This window comes from Actinoplanes sp. NPDC051859 (assembly GCF_044452725.1).
GTDB lineage: Bacteria > Actinomycetota > Actinomycetes > Mycobacteriales > Micromonosporaceae > Actinoplanes.
This window is the reverse complement of the sequence record NZ_JBITBX010000004.1, coordinates 451806-471442: the sequence shown is the minus strand read 5'-3', so window position 1 is coordinate 471442 and position 19637 is coordinate 451806. Positions and strand designations below refer to the sequence as shown.

At 65.1% G+C, this 19637-nt stretch carries 17 protein-coding genes; 5 read left to right on the top strand and 12 right to left on the bottom strand.

The genetic code is table 11. The features are described 5' to 3' along the window. Positions 1–191: 191 nt before the first annotated feature. Positions 192–1214 carry an MDR family NADP-dependent oxidoreductase gene (locus ACIA1L_RS13095; RefSeq protein WP_396072867.1) on the top strand — a complete coding sequence of 341 codons (1023 nt, stop codon included), beginning with the start codon at positions 192–194 and terminating at the stop codon, positions 1212–1214. Positions 1215–1242: 28 nt separating this feature from the next. Here the strand turns inward: ACIA1L_RS13095 and ACIA1L_RS13090 are convergent, their stop codons facing one another. From ACIA1L_RS13090 to ACIA1L_RS13065, 6 genes are all read right to left on the bottom strand, one after another. Next, entirely contained in the window at positions 1243–3828 is a 2586-nt protein-coding gene (locus ACIA1L_RS13090; protein ID WP_396072866.1) for a BTAD domain-containing putative transcriptional regulator, read from the bottom strand. Positions 3829–3992: 164 nt separating this feature from the next. After that, positions 3993–5261 (bottom strand): MFS transporter, encoded by a 1269-nt coding sequence (locus tag ACIA1L_RS13085; RefSeq protein WP_396072865.1) that lies wholly within the window; start codon positions 5259–5261, stop codon positions 3993–3995. Then, positions 5258–7177, bottom strand: a complete 1920-nt coding sequence (locus ACIA1L_RS13080) for a phenylacetate--CoA ligase family protein (RefSeq protein ID WP_396072864.1) — start codon at positions 7175–7177, stop codon at positions 5258–5260. The genes ACIA1L_RS13085 and ACIA1L_RS13080 overlap by 4 nt, the downstream gene beginning before the upstream one ends. Next, positions 7174–8361 (bottom strand): acetyl-CoA carboxylase biotin carboxylase subunit family protein, encoded by a 1188-nt coding sequence (locus tag ACIA1L_RS13075; protein ID WP_396072863.1) that lies wholly within the window; start codon positions 8359–8361, stop codon positions 7174–7176. Before ACIA1L_RS13075 ends, ACIA1L_RS13080 begins: the two co-directional genes overlap by 4 nt. Then, positions 8358–9317: a 3-oxoacyl-ACP synthase III family protein gene (locus ACIA1L_RS13070; RefSeq protein WP_396072862.1), complete on the bottom strand. Its 960-nt coding sequence runs from the start codon at positions 9315–9317 to the stop codon at positions 8358–8360. Before ACIA1L_RS13070 ends, ACIA1L_RS13075 begins: the two co-directional genes overlap by 4 nt. Continuing rightward, entirely contained in the window at positions 9314–9523 is a 210-nt protein-coding gene (locus tag ACIA1L_RS13065; RefSeq protein WP_396072861.1) for a hypothetical protein, read from the bottom strand. Before ACIA1L_RS13065 ends, ACIA1L_RS13070 begins: the two co-directional genes overlap by 4 nt. Before the next feature lie 396 nt (positions 9524–9919). On the opposite strand from ACIA1L_RS13065, the gene ACIA1L_RS13060 reads away from it, so the two are divergent. The 3 genes from ACIA1L_RS13060 to ACIA1L_RS13050 all read left to right on the top strand — a co-directional run bounded on the left by ACIA1L_RS13060 (position 9920) and on the right by ACIA1L_RS13050 (position 12389). Then, positions 9920–10384, top strand: a complete 465-nt coding sequence (locus ACIA1L_RS13060) for an XRE family transcriptional regulator (RefSeq protein ID WP_396072860.1) — start codon at positions 9920–9922, stop codon at positions 10382–10384. 56 nt (positions 10385–10440) lie between these two features. Continuing rightward, positions 10441–10947 carry a hypothetical protein gene (locus tag ACIA1L_RS13055; protein ID WP_396072859.1) on the top strand — a complete coding sequence of 169 codons (507 nt, stop codon included), beginning with the start codon at positions 10441–10443 and terminating at the stop codon, positions 10945–10947. A 224-nt stretch (positions 10948–11171) separates the two neighbouring features. Continuing rightward, positions 11172–12389, top strand: coding sequence for an MAB_1171c family putative transporter (locus ACIA1L_RS13050; protein WP_396072858.1), 1218 nt, complete (start codon positions 11172–11174; stop codon positions 12387–12389). On the opposite strand, the gene ACIA1L_RS13045 is transcribed toward ACIA1L_RS13050, so the two are convergent. The 3 genes from ACIA1L_RS13045 to ACIA1L_RS13035 all read right to left on the bottom strand — a co-directional run bounded on the left by ACIA1L_RS13045 (position 12364) and on the right by ACIA1L_RS13035 (position 16489). Next, positions 12364–13032 (bottom strand): GNAT family N-acetyltransferase, encoded by a 669-nt coding sequence (locus tag ACIA1L_RS13045; protein ID WP_396072857.1) that lies wholly within the window; start codon positions 13030–13032, stop codon positions 12364–12366. The two genes, ACIA1L_RS13050 and ACIA1L_RS13045, sit on opposite strands and share 26 nt — an antisense overlap. Positions 13033–13113: 81 nt before the next feature. After that, positions 13114–14715, bottom strand: coding sequence for a diguanylate cyclase (locus tag ACIA1L_RS13040; protein ID WP_396072856.1), 1602 nt, complete (start codon positions 14713–14715; stop codon positions 13114–13116). A 190-nt stretch (positions 14716–14905) separates the two neighbouring features. Further along, positions 14906–16489 carry an MDR family MFS transporter gene (locus tag ACIA1L_RS13035; RefSeq protein ID WP_396072855.1) on the bottom strand — a complete coding sequence of 528 codons (1584 nt, stop codon included), beginning with the start codon at positions 16487–16489 and terminating at the stop codon, positions 14906–14908. A gap of 85 nt (positions 16490–16574) precedes the next feature. Between ACIA1L_RS13035 and ACIA1L_RS13030 the strand changes: the two genes are divergently transcribed. After that, on the top strand, positions 16575–17189 hold the full coding sequence (locus ACIA1L_RS13030; RefSeq protein WP_396072854.1) for a TetR/AcrR family transcriptional regulator: 615 nt from the start codon (positions 16575–16577) through the stop codon (positions 17187–17189). Positions 17190–17253: 64 nt separating this feature from the next. Here the strand turns inward: ACIA1L_RS13030 and ACIA1L_RS13025 are convergent, their stop codons facing one another. From ACIA1L_RS13025 to ACIA1L_RS13015, 3 genes are all read right to left on the bottom strand, one after another. Further along, positions 17254–18696: a cellulose binding domain-containing protein gene (locus tag ACIA1L_RS13025; protein WP_396072853.1), complete on the bottom strand. Its 1443-nt coding sequence runs from the start codon at positions 18694–18696 to the stop codon at positions 17254–17256. 92 nt (positions 18697–18788) lie between these two features. After that, positions 18789–19226 (bottom strand): VOC family protein, encoded by a 438-nt coding sequence (locus ACIA1L_RS13020; RefSeq protein ID WP_396072852.1) that lies wholly within the window; start codon positions 19224–19226, stop codon positions 18789–18791. A gap of 33 nt (positions 19227–19259) precedes the next feature. Beyond that, positions 19260–19619, bottom strand: coding sequence for a hypothetical protein (locus ACIA1L_RS13015; RefSeq protein WP_396072851.1), 360 nt, complete (start codon positions 19617–19619; stop codon positions 19260–19262). Positions 19620–19637: the final 18 nt, after the last annotated feature.

The window sequence follows — 19637 nt, the reverse complement described above, 5'->3', positions numbered from 1 at the left end:
CCATCATGGACGGCCGCCGGAAGGCGCCGTCGCTTTGGCCGCCTATTCGGCGCGGTAATGACAAACTGCTCACCTTTGCGGAAGATCGACACCGACTACCTCATGGAGGACGGCGGTCACGGTCATGCTGATCTGGGGCCGCCGGTGCGGAACGCGCCGGACGGCACGAGTAAAAGGAAACGAATACGCAAATGCTCACAGGACACGCCGTCCATATGACTCAACGGCCGATCGGCACCGCTACCACCGACCAGTTCAGAATCGTCGAACTGGAACTGGCACCCGTGGGCGAGGGTCAGGCTTTGGTGCGAAATCTGCTGCTTTCGGTTGATCCCTATATGCGCCAGTTGATGAGTGAGGGGTGGCCGTTGAATGCCCCGCTGGGGATGGGGCGGGCCATTGGGGTAGTCGAGCAGTCGCGGTCGCTCCGTTTGCCCGAGGGCACCCTCGTATTTCACACGGGCGGCTTGCAGACACACGTCGTTCTCGACGCTGACGAACCGGGCGTCCGCCGCCTAGTGGTGCACGAGGGGGTGGAGCTGCAATCGTATCTGTCGATCCTTGGTGGCACGGGTCTCACCGCGTACGTCGGTCTGACCAAGGTGCTTGCCGTCGCCGACGACGACATCGTCTTCCTCACGTCCATCGCCGGCGGAGTGGGCGTTGCCGCCGCCCAGATCGCCCGGCGGCTCGGGGCGGCGAAAATCGTGGGAACGGCCGGTACGGATGCTAAGTGCGCGCTTGCGGTGGACGTTCTCGGCGCCGATGCCGCCGTCAACTGGAAAACGACGTCAGTGCGTGACTTCCTGTCGGAGCACGTCGGCGGCAATTTGTCCGCGACGCTCGATGGTGTGGGCGGCGAACAGCTGGAAGCTGCCATCGAGGCCAGCGCCCGGCATGCGCGCATCGCGATCGTCGGCGGTATCTCCCAGTACGACGCGAGCGCCCCCTGGGCCCCACCGCGGAACTTCCAGGACATCCACTTCAAGGCGTTGTCCGTTCGCGGGTACGCGGTGCGTGATTACGCAGAATTGCGGGAAGAAGCGGAAGACTTCCTAGTACCGCTTCTTCGCAGCGGGGAAGTTGTGGACCGGGTGACAGTTTCCGAGGGCTTCAGCGAGGTGCCCGCGGCCCTCGTCGGCCTGCTGCAGGGGTCGAACACCGGCAAGGCCATCGTTTGTCTCACACCTCGCTACACCGTCCATGCGGCATAGTGAAGACGGGGTCACGGTGAGTCGGCTCTTAATGCAGCCTCGAGGTGTCTGTCGTGGATACCGAAAACGCGCGGGAGCACAGCTTTGCTTGGGCCTCGGCGAGGATCCGTTTCGGCTCGCGTGGCCCGGCCCAGATACCCATTGAGCAGGACGGGGCCGGCAGCGGTGCGGAAGCAATGTTCGCTACAAAGCCATTTTCGCCAGTCAGCGCGATGTGGGCGAGGTGGTGGATCGCTCGCGCCTCACCAGCAAAGTCGCCTGCTGTCCTGAACCACCTGATCGCTGCCACACAGTCCCGTCGCGCCCTGTCCAGCCTCCCTTGCTGACGATGGATGATGCTGCGGCCGAAGACCGCGAGTGCGCGACCGGTCGGATCACCGAGCCGATCGAAGATGATCCAGGCATGCTCGTAATCGGTAAGGGCCTGAACGGGCCTACTCCGGTTCATTTCCAGCACCGCCTGGTGCAGCAAGATATTTGCGGTGCCGAGTTCGTCGTCGTCCTGCCTGGTCCGGGCCTGGGCTAACGTCAGAATCCGTTCCGCCTCAAGGTCGAGGCGCAGGAAGAGGAATGGGTCGAACACCTTGCATGCGATGTCCCAGGCGGCAGCGGTGTGGCCCGCTCGGACCGCCCGGCGAATGAGAGCCGAGACGACCGCCCGCTCGCAGTCGAAGCTCGGTATCGGGGCCAAACCAAGCTCCAAAGCTGGTTCGGGTGGGGACGGCCAGCGCGGGGCAGCACTGTGAATACCGTGATGTTTACCGCCGGCGATGTCCAGCCACCAGTCATCGGCCAGCCGGAGGCACGCGCCGAAACCGCGTGTCAAGTACTCATGGCGGACGGCGTCGTCTGTGTGCACGCCCTTTTCTCTGGCGAACAGCCGAACGAGGTCGTGCAGCCGGTAGCGGGGCCAGTCACCCGCGAAACCGTCCGGGGAAAGCAGTTGCGCATCGAGGAGCCGTTCGAGGCGCTGCTCGGCCTGGGCCATCGTCGTATCCAGCAGTGCAGCCGCCAGCCATACGGTCACGTACGGGATGTCGAGGCCGCCGAGGCGTTCCAACAACACCTTGGCAGGGCTGTCGAGGTCCTTGTAGCTGAGCTCGAGGCTTTCCCGCACGTCGAGGGGTTCGTGGCTCAGTACGTCGAGTCGTCTCCGCTCATCGGTGAGGTCGTCGAGCATCTTGCGCAGCGGCCAGTGCGGTCGTGACGCCAACTTGGCAGCGGCAATCCGTACGGCCAGCGGCGAGTTGCCGCAGTGGCGATAGATGCCGACGGCGGCCTCCGGCTCGGCTGCCACGCGTGCTGAGCCGACGATGCGCGAGAGGAGGTCAAGGGCATCGTCGTCGTGAAGTTCGCTGAGCATCAAGGTGCGTGCCCCGAAGGGCATGCCGACAGAGCGCCGGCTCGTGACGATCACCCGATTGTCGCGCCCGCTGGGCAGTACTGGGCCGATCTGCTGGTCGGAAACGGCGTTGTCCAGGACGAGAAGGATCTGACGATCGGCCACCAGAGTCCGAAACAGTGCGGCCCCCTCGCTCACGGACTCGGGGATGACTGCCCCGTCGACACCAAGCGCGCGCAGACACTGGTCCAGGAGGGCCTCCGGGCCCATCGGCTCGCCCCCGCTCGAATCGCGGAGATTTACATAGAGGACCCCGTGCGGGAATTGCTCGGCGATCTGGTGGGCGACTTGAACAGCAAGCGTTGTCTTGCCGAGACCTGCGGCGCCTGACACCACTGTCACGGCATGCCGGCCGGAAAGCACCGCTTCTTGCAGCTCACGGACATCGTCTTCCCGCCCGGTGAAATCCGCGACCGCAGGTGGCAGCATCCACGGCACGAACGGGCCTGCTACCCGGTGGTCGAGGGCAGGCGGCGCTGGCGGTTCGTCGGCGAGAACTGCCCGGTAGGCAGCCTCGACCTCGGCTCCCGGATCCACGCCTAGTTCGTCGGCCAACCATCGGCGCCAACGGTCGTACCTCGTCAGTGCCTCCGGCTTTCGGCCGGCACGATGCAGCGCGAACAGCAAGTGCACCACGAATCGTTCCTGGGTCGGATGCTCGTTGACCACGGCGACCACCTCGTCGGCGATCTCGGCATGATTGCCAAGCTCCAGTTCGGCTGCGAATAGCAGCTCGAGAATGGCCAGCCGATCGGCTTCTAAAGTTTCGCAAACAGCGGCATGGGGATCGTCCGACGCGAATCCACCCAAAACTCCACCTCGCCACAGTCCCAACGCCTCGCGACAGAGCGCCCGAGTCTTGCTGGCCGCATCGGCGGCCCTTGACTCCTCCAGTAGGCGGGTGAAGCGGCGAGAGTCGACCCGTCCCTCGTCGACCCTTAGAAGGTACTGCTGACCGAGAGTCTCCAGCCTGACCGGTGCCCCGGTGCTCGTCAGGATCGAGCGGAGCTCGGACATTCGCGTCTGGAGTGTCGGGATGGCGCGGGCCGGACGGTCAATTCCCCATAGCAAGGCGACCAGGCGCTCTCGATCGACTGGGCGATTGGCCTCCAAGGCCAAAAGCGCAAGCAGAAGGCGTTGCTGACGTCGCGGCAGTGCGATCTTGACGCCATCGTGTATGAGTTCGATAGGTCCTAGGATACGAATTTCCATACAGACCCCCGCGGCCTATTTTCTACGATACGGATCAGGCAATCGACTTGAATTCTTAGGGATTCGATGATGGTCTTCGGAGCGCCGGCGATCATGGCGTGCACCGTGTGCCAGCGGATGGCGCTACGTCAGGGGGACAGCTGGTGGTCCTGCCTGAACCGCACCTACTTCACGGTCGCGTCGTCCAGGTCGTCGGCATCGGCGACGCCGGCGTCCACGGGTGGGGTGCGGAAGGCTAGGGCAACCCAGAAGCTGCCCAGCGCGAACACTGCCATGATGACCGCGATGGCGGTAAATCCGTGGTGCAGGGACGTCTCGGATGCGTGCCCGACAACTGGCATCAGGGCCGCCGTGCCCAAGCCGATAGCGAGCATGCGAAGGGTGGCCATCTTGGCCTTGTCGGAATCCGCTGCCCTTTTTTGCAGTGCCGTAAGCAACCAAGTCAAACTGTTGAGGTTCGCGAATCCACCAATCGCGAAAGCGAAGAATTGCACCGCCGGTCGTTCGGCGTAGGACAGCACCAGAGCCGCCGCGGCCTGCGCCCCGATCCATAGCGGCAGCAGGCGTTGGCGGACTGTGTGCGAGACAAGGAACGAGGCAACGATCATGCCCACACCGAAGGTCGCCTCCAGCGCCGAGATGTACCAGGTTTGGCGTTGATAGAATTCCTCGACGAGCGGGACCACCAGAGTGCTGAGGCTGTTCGCGAAGAGGAAGTCGCCGGCGCACAAAACAATCGCTCCGAAGACGACCGCGTCGCTGCGAAAGTTGCGGAGCATCTGCAGCCACTGCTGGCCTGCACCGGTAAGCACAGACCACAACAGCGCCGAGGTCAGGACGCTGCTGTTCTCCGAAGAATTCCGCACCCGGATCCTGGAGACCAGGAGCGCACAGAGCAGCGCCGCCGCAACGTCTACGAGCAGCGCCACGCTCGGAGACGAAACGAGGAGAATCACGCCCAGCAGGGCCATCCCGGCTAGCGCGCCGGCCTGAAAGGCCACGCCGATCAGCCCGTTCAACCGAACCAGGCTGGCGCCGTGAATGTGATGCGCGGTGAACTTGAATTGGGCTGTTCGCTGCAGGTTGTCAGTCACGGTCAGTGCCAGTACGGCCGCAATAATCAGCGGAACTCGGTGCGGGAGCGGCAGGACGGAAATTCCGGCGATCAGGGCCACGATTGCGGCCCGCGCGATGCTGCAGACGAGGTAGACCCGACGGGATTCGAGCGCATCGACAAGGGGGCCGCAGAATGGCAGCACGCAGACGGCCACCACGGCCTGCATAGTGAGTATCATCGCGAACGCTTTAGCGCTGCCGGTGAATTGGTACATCAGCAGGCCGAGAGCGAGCAGGTGCAGTCCGAAACCGACGCTGTACAATGCAATCGCGGCGAGCATAGTGCGGGCCTTGCGGTCCGCGAAGATTGCGTTCACGATAGCCGGCCGTCGATGACAGTCTTGATCTTCCCACTGACGGAGTCGCGGATCAATGCGCCTTCCGGATGGCAGCGTACTAAGAACTCGAACACCTCGATACCTACCGCGAATGGCTCTTCGCGCAGGGGTGCAATCCTCTCCATCAGATGTTCTCGCAGCTGCTGCTCATCCAGATCCGTCGCTGACTCGACGTGCGCGGTAACCACCTCACGGTTGTTCTTCGTGCGAATTTCCACCTGCAGCCGAGAAACACCGAACACGTCGAGTTCCGTGAGAATCTCGCTGTGCAAGAATGTGCGTCCCTTTACTTTGATCAGGCCGTCTGAGCGGCCGAGATATTCGAGGACATCGCCATTGACGCCGCACGGGCACTGATGCGGGAAAATCCTGCCACGGTCACCGATCCGGTACCGAATCAGGGGTCCTTCGAATTTCTGCATGGCGGTGATCAGCAAGTGGCCGGGCTCGCCCCCGTTGACGGGCCGACCGACTTCGTCCACCACCTCGATGAGGTTGTAATCATCGCAAATATGGTGCTGGGTTCCGCCCAGTTCGGTGCACTGGTAGCCGAGTTGGGCACCGTCGTTGGCGGCCAGGATGCTGGCGATGATGCGAGCTCCGAGTTCTTCGCGCAACCAAGCCTTGTCGGACTCGGTCATCGGCGTACCGCCGTAGATAACTTTCTCAAATTGTAGAGACGGAAACTTCGCCTTGGCGTCGCGCAATAGCGGAAGCAGCAGAGCCGGTTGGCCCAGAATCGCGTTGGCCGAGAAACTACGGCTGAGCATCACGAGGTCGTCGACCGAGACGATTTGTCCGGTGCTGTAGCACTCCACCGGCATCCGGGTCAGTTCGGAGATGGTGGTGGTGAGCCCGCCGTACATGCCCCCGCCGAACAGAGTGTTGACAAGGCGGTCCCCAGGAGAAAGGCCGAGTGCGTAGAACAGGGGGATCGCCTCACGCACCATGTTGGACCAGTCGGTACGCGAGTAGACGATGTAACGCGGCTGACCGCTGGAGGCACCGCTTCGCAGAACTTCGCCGGTCGGCATGTCACCACTACTGAGGTCGCGACTAGCGGGCAGTGAGTGTGCGTCCAGGGCCGCCTTGTCCAGGATCGGCAGTCTGTGCAGCTCGGCCCGGCCGCTGATTGCCGGCAGGTCCCGATAGAACGGTGAGCGGCGGGCACGTTCGATCAGGAAGCGCAGCTTGGCGTCGAGCCGACCGGCGGTGCCCTCCGCATCAGCGCAGCGAGCCTCGGCGAGCGTGGTTCCGTGCAAGTATTCACGGCGGTACAGCTGCTGTACCCAGGAGGCGCGGCAGTCTTCGGCCAGGAGGTCGGGCTGGCCGGCGCCGCTCATTCTGATCCGGATCGAGGAGCCGTCGTCGACGCCGCGGGCGATGACGTGCAGATTGTCGTCGGCCCAGCCGGGCGCCGGGCCGTCGATGACGAGCGCCACGTCTGGTACGACGATCGGCACCCCCCGGATGGGCTGGGTATCCGCTGCCATCACGGTAGCGGCGGGTAGTGGCAGACCGGGTCGGCGCAGAAGTTCCACCAGCCGGCGCCAGAACGCCTCCCGGTCGCTCCTGATGATGACGTCGTCACCTACGGCCCAGGCGAGTAGCAGGCCGCGAAGGGTGTTGCCAGCACGTCGGTCAGTCAGCACGATGGAGCCGACCGGCGTGATACAGACCACGTCATTGGTGTCGACCTGCGGCTGCCACGGGAATTGGCTCAGTCCGTCGAACAGCCGGTCCAAGGCACCCATGAACGTGCTGGAACGGAGAAGGCCGGATAGGCCCGCCATCCCGGCGTGGGTGAACAGCCGCGAAAGCGCGGAGGCGGGATCGGTGAGTTCGCGCTCGGCGTGCTCGACCGCGAGAAGAAGATCGGTCGGATAGGTCCTCATGCTTTCCTCACCATGCGAACGGCGACGTCCTGCGCGAACTGCTTTAGATGGGCGCGCAGCCGGTCGGAGGCGAAATGGGAGCCCTCTACGAAGACGGGAACCTCCCACTCCTGGTAGCTGACGTGCGCCGGCATCTTCTCAGTGCCCTGTCTGATGTGCAGGAAGTCCACCCAGTCAGCCGCGGGCAGATGTGGCGGCACGGCGATCGACAGATGTTGGTTGCGGTCCAGGTGATGGCCGGGAAAAGCCATCCAGCCGTGGAAGCGGCCGGTGGGCTGCTCCGGTTCGGGACGCGGCAGGCCGAGCCGGATCGCGATCTCGTGGGTGGGCAGGTGGACTCCCGTGTGCCTTAGATGCGCGTCAACGACGCCGGCGCCGCCCATCCGGTTAGCCACCTCGAGGAAAACTAGCTCGCCGTCCGGGGTTTCGAAGAACTCCAGGTGCAGGCAGCCATTGTCGATCTGCAGCGCCTCTAGCACCGCGACGATGAACTCACGATGCTGATCCGTGCATTGAATCTGGTGCGAGCCGAGCGGTTCGCCGGTCACGAAGTCGACCGGCCTGCCAACGTACTGACTCACTACGACGTTGACGAGCTCGCTGTCGCTCACCAGCCCGTCAGCGTGCAGAATTTCGCCCTCGATGTACTCCTCGAGCTGAAAGTCGAGACGGTCGTCGAGCTTCCGGTAAGCGGTGAACGCGGCGGCGGCAGTGTCGTGGATCGTCACGCCTTCGCTGGAGGCGCCCTGCCGAGGCTTGATGACGGTTCGGCCGTCCCAATGGATGTCGGCGATGCTGGCCGGAGCCGGCACGAACCTGGGATAGCGCACATCGGACGCCGCGAGTGCCTGCTTCATCCGGACCTTGTCGCGCACCAGTTGCAACTGCTCCCACGTGGGGCCGTCGAGCCCCAGGTGCCGGCGCACGTGCCATGCCTCGAGGATGCCGAATTCGGACAGCGCTAGGACCTCGCGGTACCCGTCCGACGGCGAGGTCCGGCCGATGATGCCTTCGACCATGTCCTGGTCGGCGTCGAGGACGATTCGCCGACAGGGCAGGTCTGCCGGTAGGTCTGCCATCCGGTCCGGCATCCCTACGTAGGTGACGTCATGGCGGTCGTGGTCGATTCCTAGGTGGTACTGAATCTTGCGGTAGGGAACCTGGTGTATGACAAGAATCTTCATCTCTGGTACTCCAATGCGGTGACGCCCCAGCTGAATCCCATCGCACTCGTAGCTAGCAGGATGAGATCGCCGGTGCGGAGCTTGCGCGTCGTCACGAGGTCCTGAAGTGCGATGAGGGTGTCCGCGCCGCCCATGTGTCCTAGTCGGTCGTAGTTGAAGACACTGCGCTGGTCAGGCAAGTCGAGTGCGCGCATGAGACGCCGGTGGATCTTCTCGTCACCGTGGTTGACGAGTAGGTAAGCGATCTCGTCACGGCCTCTGTGCACTGCCCGCAAAGTCCGGTCCGTGAGCGCCACGAAGTTCTCCACATATGCGTCCGCGAGTCCCGCCCGATGCGTTCCCCGGCGGATTAAGACATGTCCGTCGCCGGGTTCACCGAAGTAGTAGTCAACCCAGCTGGGGTCGGTCCGCATCGTCGAGCGCAGGTGTGCGAATGTGCAGCCATTGGCGCCGATCAGGACGGCGGCGCCCGCGTCGCCGAAATTGAACAGTGCTTTGGACTCCGGATCGTGGTGATCCACCATGCGGCTGAGTTGGTCACCGAGAAGAACCAGTACGTACGCGGCTCGACCGAGTTCGACTTTGTCACAGGCGAGTTGGATCGCAGCGGCCCCGGAGTTGCAGAAGTTCGTGACCTCGAAGCAGTGCGCATCATCGATGCCGAGCTCGTGCGCAACCTTGGCCGCGGGAGACCAGAACGGCCGATCCCACACACCGGACCCGGCATAGATGACACAGTCGATCGCCGTACGCGGCACTGCGACACGACCCAACACCGCGGCGGCTGCATCGCACGCCGCTTCCCACACTGGTTCCTCGGGCGACAGGACGGGGAAGCTATCGCAGCGCGTCACCGTCCGAATGTCCGCGAGCCCCAGGCCGGACGCCGTGGACAGCTGATCCACGGTGACCTGCGACCGGGGTAGCCGAACCTCGAACTCGACTATGCCGATCACCGACGGTTCACCTCGATGGCGGCGAGGTGCACCACAGGGGAGTCGGCCGGGCCGTTTGACCTCTGGCCGTCCGCCCGGCGGAAAAGCGCCTCGTTGTCGTGGGTGTCGAAGCCGATGAAATACCAGCTGAACGTAGCTGGCCCCGGGACGCCGGCGGAGATCGGGAAAGCTTTTGTTGCACCAGACCGCTGTCTGGCGGCGTTCATTCGCGGCGTATCCCGGAGCGACCGCGAGAAACTCGAGCGGAACATGCTTGCGGTACGGCCGGTAGCGTTCGATCTGGTCGATGCGGTGCTCGAGGACATCGAGCACGGCATCATGCTTGCTCCGAGAGCAGCGTGGACTGACATCTATTCCCCCCAAACAGAAGTCACTAAGGGTCCCTCGGTCCTTACGCCGGTCAGGCGGCCGCGTCATCGCTGGCCACTAGGTCCGGGCACCTGGAGTGAACCCTTCTCGTTAGCCCAGATGTCCAAGTTCGTCGCCTGGTCACCGCAGCTAACATCATCGAGAGATGCCACAGTAGACGCGGCGCCACTCGAACGTCAACTAGTGTAAACAGAAGGCAGCTCAGTTCACGACAGCGGACGCGAGGCGACATCATGACGACCGGCGAACAAGGGCCAACTCTGGCCCAGAAGCTCGACAGGCTGTTCCACACAGTGCAGCCGCTCGGGCGGGAGTACACCTACGACGAGGTGGCGCGGGGCTGCAGCGAACTCGAGCTGGGCACGTTCTCCAAGACTTATGTATGGCAGCTGCGCTCAGGTCAGCGAGACAACCCGACGAAACGGCACCTCGAAGCGCTCGCGGCGTTCTTTCGTGTGCCGGCTGCCTACTTCTTCGACGATGACCTCGCCGAGCGGGTCGACTCCCAATTGGCTTTGGCCATCGCGCTGCGAAATGCCGACATTCGGGATATTGCTCTCCGCGCTCTCGACCTCGACGACGACGGCCGCAAGTCGATGGCACGTATTATGACGGAGATTAGTCGTCTGCAACGAGGCAAACCCGGGAGGGCCGCCTCGCCCGCCCGAGGAGACCTGCCTGATGGCGATGCCGAGTAAAGATCCGTACAGCAATAGCAGCCTTCGCCGCATTCGCTCTGGGATTCGGTCCTGATATGCCTGTGCTGGGCCGGTTGCGTCGCCGCTGTGAATCGTTGCTTTCATCGCTCGACATATCCGACACCCGCAGCGTCCAGGAGTTTGCCACCGCCCTGAGCCGCAGGCGGGGCATTGCGTTGCACCTCTTGCCGATGACATTGCGGCCGTCGGAACCCTGCGGAATGTGGCTTGCCACTGCGGCCGCTGACTTTGTCATCTATGAAGCCGAGGCGAGCAAGCACCACCAAGACCACATCATCGCGCATGAACTCGGCCACATAATCTATGGCCACCGAGGCGTGGTCGGCATCGCCACGGAAAGCTCGCGTCTCCTCTTTCCGGACCTCGATCCTTCACTCGTGCGCGACATCTTGCAACGGTCTGGATATAGCGACGTGCAGGAGCTCGAGGCGGAGACCATGGCGACAGTCATCCAGAACCGCATCCGCCGAGCTGTGGCCAGCGACGATGGACCAGGTGATTGTGATGACACTCTTGATCGCATCAAACGGTCGCTGCACTGATCGAGTGTCGGCGCATTTGCAGCGATTTGCCAGGATCTTGGTGAACATCCACTCAGCGGAGATCCCACCAGTGAGCTGAGGAATCCACAGCGTGCATGGAAGCCACCGCCGCACTCGTCGAGCGGCTTTATGTCAGGCAATGGCCCTCATCGCTTGAATGCCGCCGTGTCGTATGATTGCCGCGCAACAAATTAGAATCGTTCGGTCGTCGGCGCGGAGAAGTGATGGAGTTCTTGGTAGCAACACGGCCGCTGCTGGCCGCTCTCTGTCTCGCTGCGGCTCTTTACAAGCTGCCAAGTGCGGTGGGGCGGCGCCGGCGCAATGTGGCAGCGATAGCTTTGCTTGCCGGATTCGCCTCGGAGGCGATCGGTTGGACCCTGGCGGTACGAGAGGTTAGCCAGGCCATTAACCGTTGGTTTCAGTTGCCCAGCCTCTCCACGCTTATCATGCATCTCCTCGCCGCGTGCGTGTTCGGCCCGTGCTTGCTGATTGCCGTCATCCACTGGGTCAGCGCAAAAGGCAACACGCGACGTAAGGTTCGACTTGTCCTGTACTGCGCCGCGGTGGTCGGCGTACTCATGACCGTACTTTGGCGAATCGCCGCGGTGCAGTCGGACGGCAGTTTCTATCTGGTGACCAACATGCACCGGCCTGCCGTCATCGCCTATCTGCTCGCGTATGAGGTGAGTTTCGGTGCCGGCCTGGTGGCCTTGATTCATGTTTGCTGGTCCTATTCCGGCCGGACCGACGACAAATGGCTCCGGCGTTCGCTGCGCCTTACCGCGATAGGGGCCGTATTCTATCTGCTGGTTTCGGTGAACCGAATTGTGTCGGTGCCGACTGTCTTTTTCGGGCTCGACCCGATGGACTGGGAAGTCTACAGCGGGATCTCGAACCGACTCGGCGAACTGGGACTCGTGATCGGATTGTTGCTGCCGTCGCTTCGTGTCGACGTGGCGGTGGTCGCCCGGTGGGTCCGCGATCTACGGTCCTACCACGTGCTCGGGGACCTGTGGCGGGACCTCTGCCAGGCGTATCCGCAGGTGTCGCTGTTCACCAAGACCCGTTGGAGCGCTTACCTCCAGCCCACCGAGGTGCGCTTCTTGCTCAATCGTCGAATCATTGAGATCCGGGATGCTTGGCGGGCACTGCGGCCCTACCTTGATACGCCCACAGGTGAGGCGCAGCATACTGAGCGACAGCTAGCTGTCGCGGCGGCGGTGCAATTGTCCGACGCCATCCACGCGAAGGCCGAGGGTGCAGTCGTTGATGGTGAGCCGACGTCGAGCAAATTGGAGCGACTGACTGTCGCGGACCTGGACGAAGACATCGCTTGGCTGTCCGCCGTTGGTCGCGAGTATTCGCGTATCCGACCGGCACGCCGGTCAGGTGCGACCTACACATCAGGGGCGGGAGTCAGTGGGCAGGCGGAGTCCGGCTGACTCCGTCATGCCAGGGCGCGAGTCGCTGGAAGCAGGCCATGTCCCACCATCGTCCGCCGATGTGCTGATGACTCCGGGACACTCCTACCCGCTGGAAACCGTTCTTCTCCAGTACCCGGCAGGAGCCGACATTGTCCTCCCGAGCGAAAGCCTCCACCTTGTGCAGGCCGAAATCGCCAAAGGCCATTTCGACGGCCTTTTCGACCGCCGCACTCGCGACCCCCTGACCATTGACCTGCTCCGCGACCCAATAGCCGATGGCCGCGGTCTGGGTGAGGTCACGCTGGATCCGCATGCTCAGCGCGCCGACGGGTTTCCCGTCCAGTTCGATGAATCCGAACCACTTGCCGCCTGCTGCACACTCCGCCACGATCGCGGGAACGGACGCCCGGTCCTTCTCGTCCGACGCTCCCTCGTCACCGGCCGGCATCCAGCCGTGCAGGAATTTCCGATTGGTGCTGAGTAGGTGCACCAATTGGTCCGCGTCGCTGAGAGTCAACGGACGGAGCGACACGCCTTGCATGAGTTCCTCCTCGGCTTGTGGCTGGCCGATCTTATCGATCTGACGCGCATGCTCGCGACTCGCGGGTGCCGGTCCCGGCAGGCCGGTCGGGAGGTGGGATTGGTAGATGCGGCCGTCCATGGTGCGCAGTGAATGCGTGACCAGCGGAGTGCGCCGGTAGTAGAGGCTGCGGTCGGGTGACGAAAGCCGGCGAGGAACCGCTCAGGCCGCGGTCGCACTCTCCCGGTAGGACCGGGTTCGCCCACCTCGGGCCTGCCCGGACACCACCTGGTCTCGTCCGGCGTGCTTGGCGACGTACAGATTGTGATCTGCTGTGGACAGAAGCGCCGCCTGCGTCGGTGTCGTGGTGTCGAGGCAGGCGACGCCGATGCTGACGGTGATGGGTAGGCCGTGGGTGAGGCTGGCCCAGTCGTAGGAGCCGATCGTGTGTCGGATCGCGTCGAGGTGGTCGGCGGCGCGGGCGGCGACGAAGCCGGGCATCGCGATGAGGAATTCTTCGCCACCCATTCGGGCGACGAAGCCGTCCGGCGAGACCGCGGCGAGTTCCGTTTCGAGCAGCTTGGCGACCTGGATGAGCACCTGGTCGCCGATGTCGTGCGAGAGCTGGTCGTTGACCAGCTTGAAGTGGTCGAGGTCGACGATCGCCACGGCGAGGTCGCCGCCGGCCTGCACCAGTTCGGGGAGCTGCTCGTCGAGGTAGCGGCGGTTGCGCAGGCCGGTCAGCGAGTCGCGGCGGGCCTGTTCGCGGAACAGCTCGGCCTCCTGCCGGGCCTCACTGGTTTCGAACATCGCCTGCCGGGTGCGGGCTTGGGCCTCCCGTTGCGAGGAGTGCAGCGCGGTGTGGGCTTCGAAGAACTCCTTGTGTACGCCGAAAGCCTCCGCGAACTCGCCCCGGGCGGCGTGCAGCTCGGCCTGCTCCTGGTGCACCCGGACGAGGACGTCGCCGAGGTTGCGCGCGATGCAGAGCTTGCGGGACGAGTCGAGGCTGGCCTGGGCGCGGTCGGTGGCGCCAAGGAAGCGCTGGGCGCGGGCGAGGGTGAGCATGTACTCGGCGAGGGAGTCGGCGTCTTCGTATCCGCCGCTGTGGTAGCGGCGGACGGCTTCCCGCAGGGTTTCCTCGGCTTCGGCGTACCGGCCGTTGTCGATCTCGATGGCGCCGATGGTGTCGAGGGTGGAGGGGTCGATGACGAAGCCGTGTTCGGTGGCGATGCGTTGGAGCCGCTGGGCGACGGCCTGGGCGCGGGCGTTCTCACCGGCAGCCCACTCCGTGTACGCGTAGTTGTTGAGGATGCCCATGTGCAGGTGGGGCAGGTCGAACTCGACGGCGAGGTCCTCGGACTTGGCGTACTGCACCCGGGCGGCGTCGATGGAGCCGGAGGCGCCGAGGGCGTCGGCGAGCTTGGCCCGGTGCCACACCTGCATGTGCGGGGTGGCGGTCTCGTCCATCAGTTCGACGGCGAGGACGGAGTGTTCGAGGGACTGGGCGGCGTCGCCGAGGTGTCGGTGGATGTTTCCCCACACCAGATGGGTGCGCGCCTGCACGAGGGCGTCGTGGTGGTCGGTGGCCCACTGGTGGATCTTCCACATGGCGCGGGCGGCCACCGCGACGTCGCCGAGGCGCATCAGCATGTTGGCCTGGACGAGGTGGGCGCGGGTGATGAGGTGTTCGTTGCCGAGGATGCGGGCTTCCGCCTCGTATTCGACAGCGGCGTCGTACGTGGCCTCGGCGTCGAAGAGGTACTGGTCTTCGAGCAGGGTGAGGGCAGCCGAGAGCTGTTCCGCGTCACGCGTACGCGTCTCCATCGGTCCCACCCCTTCCACTCGCCACGTCCCATCGACCGGCGCCGGTCCCACTGAAGGACAACAGCGGCCCGGTTCCGAAGGTTAGCGGTGAGTGAGCGTGCCGTCACAGCCCCGCGCGCGTGATCCATCTCGCTGTCGCCCAAGGTCGCACAGCCTGTACGTCAGCGCAGTCCGGTGCGGGCCGAGACGGCTACTTCGGGGCGTTATCGGCAGTTAATGGAGATTTGCCAGGGATGGCGGCTGCGGTGCGGGCGGCGGCCAGGTCGATCGTCGACCGCAGGGTGATCGGCTTGAGGAACAACGCCGCGACCACGCCCACCACGGCCACGCCTGCCGAGATCAAGAAGATGTGTCCGGTGGCGTCGCCGTACGCGTCCCGGATGATGTGCTGGACCGTGCCGGGCAGCTCCGCGAGATTGAGGCTGCTGGTAGTGCCGCCAGTCGTGGGCAGCTGGGCCTTGATCGAGTCGGTGACCCGATGGGCGAGTACGGCGCCGAGCACCGAGACGCCGATCGTGCCACCCAATGACCGGAAGAAGGCAACCGTGGAGCTGGCGGCGCCGATGTCGCGCAACGCGACCGTGTTCTGCACCGCGAGCACCAGGTTCTGCATCGACATGCCCACGCCGATGCCGACCAGGGCCATGCCGATGCCGAGGTAGGCCAGCGGGGTGCGGTGGTCGACGAAAGACAGCATGGCGAAGCCCGCAACCAGCACGACCGTGCCCGCCACGATGGAGGGCCGGACCCGTCCGCTGCGGGTGACCCGGCGGCCCGTGATCATCGACGCGAGCAGCATGCCGGCCATCAGTGGAATGGTCAGCAGCCCGGCCGTGGTGGGGCTGTAACCCCGGCCGACCTGGAAGTACTGCCCGAGGAAGACCGAGCCGCCATAGATCGCCATGCCGACGGCGAGGCTGCCCAGGATGGCGAGCGCGGTGGTGCGCTGGGTGACGATCTTGAGCGGGACGACCGGCTCGGCGGCGCGGGCCTCGACGCGGACGGCAACCGCGAGCAGGGCCAGGCTGGCGCCGACCATGGCGAAGGTCTGCCAGGAAACCCAGCCGAACTGGTGGTCGACGAACGAGACCCAGATCAGCAGGATGCTGACCCCGGCCGCGATGAGCGCCGCCCCGGCGTAGTCGATCCGCACGTTGTCCCGGCGGAGCACCGGCAGGTGCAGGGTGCGGTGCAGCACCACCAGGGCGACCACGGCGATCGGGGCGCCGATGAAGAAGCACCAGCGCCAGCCCAGCCAGGACGTGTCGACGATCAGCCCGCCGAGCAGCGGGCCACCGACCGTGGCCAGGGCGAGGACACCGCCGAGATAGCCGTTGTAGCGGCCGCGTTCGCGGGGCGGGATCATCGCGGCGATCGCGACCTGCACGAGTGCCTGCACGCCGCCCATGCCGATGCCCTGGAACGCCCGGGCGGCGATGAGCTGGCCCGCGCTCTGCGAGAAACCGGCCACGATCGAGCCGAGGACGAACACGACGATGGCGAGCTGGAGCAGCATCTTCTTGCTGAACAGGTCGGCCAGCTTGCCCCAGATGGGTGTGGTGGCGGTCGCGGTGAGCAGGGTGGCGGTGACGACCCAGGTGTATTGAGTCTGGCTGCCGTTCAACGCCCCCATGATCGTGGGCAGGGCGGTGGAAACGACTGTCGCACTCGCCATCGCGACGAAGAGCACGAGCATCAGGCCGCTGAGGGCCTCGAGGATCTCGCGGTGGCTCATGGCGCTCTGCCCGGCGCGCGGGGTGACGGGTGCGCTCATCGCACGGCCTCCAGCCAGGGGACTCAACGGTTCTCTTGCCCAGTGTGCAAGTTTGCCCAATGAGAAGCTAGGTACGCTGGGTCACATGACGGCTGATGCTCGCGTACCCGAGCCTGGTTTGCGGGCGCGCAAGAAGGCAGCCACCCGGCAGGCGCTGCACGAAGCTGCGGTGCGACTCGCGATCGCGCACGGTGCGGACCGGATCACGGTCGAGGCGGTGGCCGACGCCGCCGGGGTCTCGCGGCGGACGTTCTCCAACTACTTCGCCAACAAGGAGGAGGCGCTGCTGCACGGTGACCACCAGCGGCTCCGCGCGCTGGTCGGCATCGTGTGGGAGCGGCCCGCCGACGAGGATCCGTGGACGGCCCTGACCCGTGCGGCGCGGCAGTTCTACGAACAGTTCGGCGAGTTGGACCCGCAGTGGGTGGCGCAGACCAGGTTGCTGCGCACCCAACCCGCGTTGGCCGCCCAACAGGCCAGCACCTTCGCCGCCCTGGAACGCGAGCTGGCCGCGGCGGTCGCGGCGCGGACCAGCGCCGATGCGGTTACGCCCGGACTTCGCGAGCGCCTCATCGCGGCCACCTTCATGACGTCCATGCGCGTCGCCCTGCACCTGTGGCTGGCAGCGCCGGACGAGGTCCCCCTGCGCGAACTGGTGCAGCGCTCCCTCGCCGAAGCGGGAAAGGGATTCGCTAGCTGACGGCAGGACGCGGCGCCGGGAGGGGTGCTTCCCGGCGCCGCGCTGGTGGAGGAGTGGTCGGAGCTCAGCCGCGGAACCCGGCAAAGATCTTGCTGAACTCGAACGGCGTCTGCGGCACGTTCGTGCACTGGAACAGCGCCCCGGAGCAGGCGTTCCGGTCCCGGTTGACCTCCCAGAAGGAGACGAAACCGAGCTTGTCACGGTTGGCGGCGGCCAGCAGGTCCTTCGCGTCGCTCTGGTCGAAGGTGCCGTTGTCGTCGTTCTTCCCCAGCATGGGCGTGACGCCGACCTTGCGGAAAGCGGCCGCGTCGCCGATGCCGTAGATCGACTTCACCTGGTCCTTTGTCGACCTCACAGCCTGGATCGCCAGGTCGCCGTAGTCCTGACCGGCCCGGCCGTAGTCCATCGCCATGATGTTGACCAGATCGAGGTCGACGCCGGCGTTCTTCGCCGACCGCACCACGTTCAGGCCGTCATTGGTCAGGCCCTCGGGCAACACCGGCAGGGTCAGCGAGATCTTGAGGCCGGGGTTGGCCCGCTGCAATGCGGCCAGCGCGGTCGAGCGACGGGCGATCGACGCGGCATCGGCCGAGGCAGCGCCCTCGACGTCCAGGTCGATGTACTTCAGGTCGTAGGCCGACACGACGGCCTGGTATTCGGCCTGGAGCTGCTTGACGTCGGTGCAGGCCTGAGCAAGCTCGACACCGGTCGCGCCGCCGAAGGACACCCTGACGTCACCGCCGCCGGCACGCAGGGCGTCGATCTGGTCGCGGAACTTGCCGCTGCGCGGGTCGAACGCCCCGAACCAGCTGGCCTTGCAGCCCGCCCCGGTCACGAACGCCAGCGAGTAGGACTTCACGTTGCCGCTCGCGGCCAGCTGGGCGAGGGTCGTGCTGCCATTCGAGAGCAAACCCATGTCCACGTACGGGGCGACGCGCACGTCACCGCCGCCACCGTTCGACGGCGGCGCGGTGGTCGTCGGCGGTGTCGTGGGCGGGGCGATCGTGGTCGGGGGCTTGGTCGCCGGTGGGGCGGTCGTGGGTGGCGTGGTGGTGGGTGCTGTCGTTGGCACCGCGGTGGGTGCTGAGCCGCCGCCACACGGCGCGCCGTTGATCGTGCAGCTGGTCGGGTCGCCGCTGCCGGCCACGATGAAGCCGAACTCGGCGGTGGCCCCGGCCGGGATCGTCGCGTTGTACGCCCGGTTCGCCGCCGTCGAGGTGCCGCCCGCGGTGGTCACCGAGGCGTCCCAGGTGCTGCCGAGCTTCGCGCTGGCCGGCAGGCCGAACGCCACCTTCCAGCCCGTGACGGCGCTGCCGCCGGTGTTCCTGATGACGTATCTGGCCTGGTAGCCGGTGCCCCAGTCGGAGTCCTTGGCGAAGGTGGCGATGAGTCCGCCGGCCGCCTTGGTGCTCGGGCTCGTCGCCGCCAGCGCGGCGACCACGCCGCCGCCGACGGCGAGCGCCGTGGCGGAAGCGTAGATGGACAGGCGGAGCAGTTTGCGTGCCATGGAAACTCCGATTCGCGGTTGCTACGAACGGAGTTGATCGTGCTGCGGACGGGCTTAACGCCGACTGCCAATTACCTTAAGAGTTCCGTAAGTCAGCTGATGCAGAACTCGTTGCCTTCCGGGTCCTGCATGGTGAACCACGAGAACGGCCCCTGCTTCTCCTCGTAAAGGAACTTCGCGCCGCGGGCCACCAACTCGTCGCGCACCTGCGGCCGCTGCTCCTCGCCGATCCAGATGTCGAGGTGAATGCGGTCCTTCACCGTCTTCGGCTCCGGCACATGGTTGAACAGCACTCGGCGGGGCTTGCCGCTGGGCAGCTTCTCCTCGTGGACGATGGCGGCGCCGGTCTTCCAGACCAGCTTGCCCTCGAACACCAGGGTTTCGTCTTCCTTCGCGAAGCCCTTGGCGACCATGTCCTTGATGAAGCCCTCGTCCTGCGGCTCGACCTGCCAACCCAGCGTCTCGGCCCACCACTTCGCCTGAGTGTGCGGGTCGGCGCAGTCGACGGTCACCTGAAAGTCGTATGCCATGCCCGCAGCCTAGAACGGGCCACCGACAAAAAATCAGTCATCGAGCAGGCCCGGGAAGTATCGGCGCAGCGCAGTGGTGTCGTACACGTGCCTGATCTCGCTGATCTTGTCACCCGTGACGGTGAGAAACTCGCAAAGCCGGACCGTGCCGAAGGGCGCCGCGCAGTCGTAGATGAACGAGGCGCTGTCGCCGGTGCAGATCTGCGAGACGACCGAGATCGAGTCGGCGAAGCCGGCGATCCGATGCAGGATCTGGATCAGCTCCTCGTCGTCCACCGGGAGGTCCAGGTTCCACTCGATTTCGGCGTCCGGGGCGATGGTCCGGCGCACCGCGACGCGGTCTCCGCTGATCCAGGACGCGGAATACCGGGCGGCCACCTCGGTGGTCTGCATGCGAGCTCCTTGGCAGAG

Coding starts and splice junctions, on each gene's coding strand:
- ACIA1L_RS13020 (WP_396072852.1), bottom strand. CDS start 19,226: ATGGCATACGACTTTCAGGTGACCGTCGACTGCGCCGACCCGCACACT.
- ACIA1L_RS13030 (WP_396072854.1), top strand. CDS start 16,575: ATGACGGCTGATGCTCGCGTACCCGAGCCTGGTTTGCGGGCGCGCAAG.
- ACIA1L_RS13025 (WP_396072853.1), bottom strand. CDS start 18,696: ATGGCACGCAAACTGCTCCGCCTGTCCATCTACGCTTCCGCCACGGCG.
- ACIA1L_RS13095 (WP_396072867.1), top strand. CDS start 192: ATGCTCACAGGACACGCCGTCCATATGACTCAACGGCCGATCGGCACC.
- ACIA1L_RS13040 (WP_396072856.1), bottom strand. CDS start 14,715: ATGGAGACGCGTACGCGTGACGCGGAACAGCTCTCGGCTGCCCTCACC.
- ACIA1L_RS13060 (WP_396072860.1), top strand. CDS start 9,920: ATGACGACCGGCGAACAAGGGCCAACTCTGGCCCAGAAGCTCGACAGG.
- ACIA1L_RS13075 (WP_396072863.1), bottom strand. CDS start 8,361: ATGAAGATTCTTGTCATACACCAGGTTCCCTACCGCAAGATTCAGTAC.
- ACIA1L_RS13055 (WP_396072859.1), top strand. CDS start 10,441: ATGCCTGTGCTGGGCCGGTTGCGTCGCCGCTGTGAATCGTTGCTTTCA.
- ACIA1L_RS13035 (WP_396072855.1), bottom strand. CDS start 16,489: ATGAGCGCACCCGTCACCCCGCGCGCCGGGCAGAGCGCCATGAGCCAC.
- ACIA1L_RS13080 (WP_396072864.1), bottom strand. CDS start 7,177: ATGAGGACCTATCCGACCGATCTTCTTCTCGCGGTCGAGCACGCCGAG.
- ACIA1L_RS13045 (WP_396072857.1), bottom strand. CDS start 13,032: ATGGACGGCCGCATCTACCAATCCCACCTCCCGACCGGCCTGCCGGGA.
- ACIA1L_RS13090 (WP_396072866.1), bottom strand. CDS start 3,828: ATGGAAATTCGTATCCTAGGACCTATCGAACTCATACACGATGGCGTC.
- ACIA1L_RS13065 (WP_396072861.1), bottom strand. CDS start 9,523: ATGAACGCCGCCAGACAGCGGTCTGGTGCAACAAAAGCTTTCCCGATC.
- ACIA1L_RS13050 (WP_396072858.1), top strand. CDS start 11,172: ATGGAGTTCTTGGTAGCAACACGGCCGCTGCTGGCCGCTCTCTGTCTC.
- ACIA1L_RS13015 (WP_396072851.1), bottom strand. CDS start 19,619: ATGCAGACCACCGAGGTGGCCGCCCGGTATTCCGCGTCCTGGATCAGC.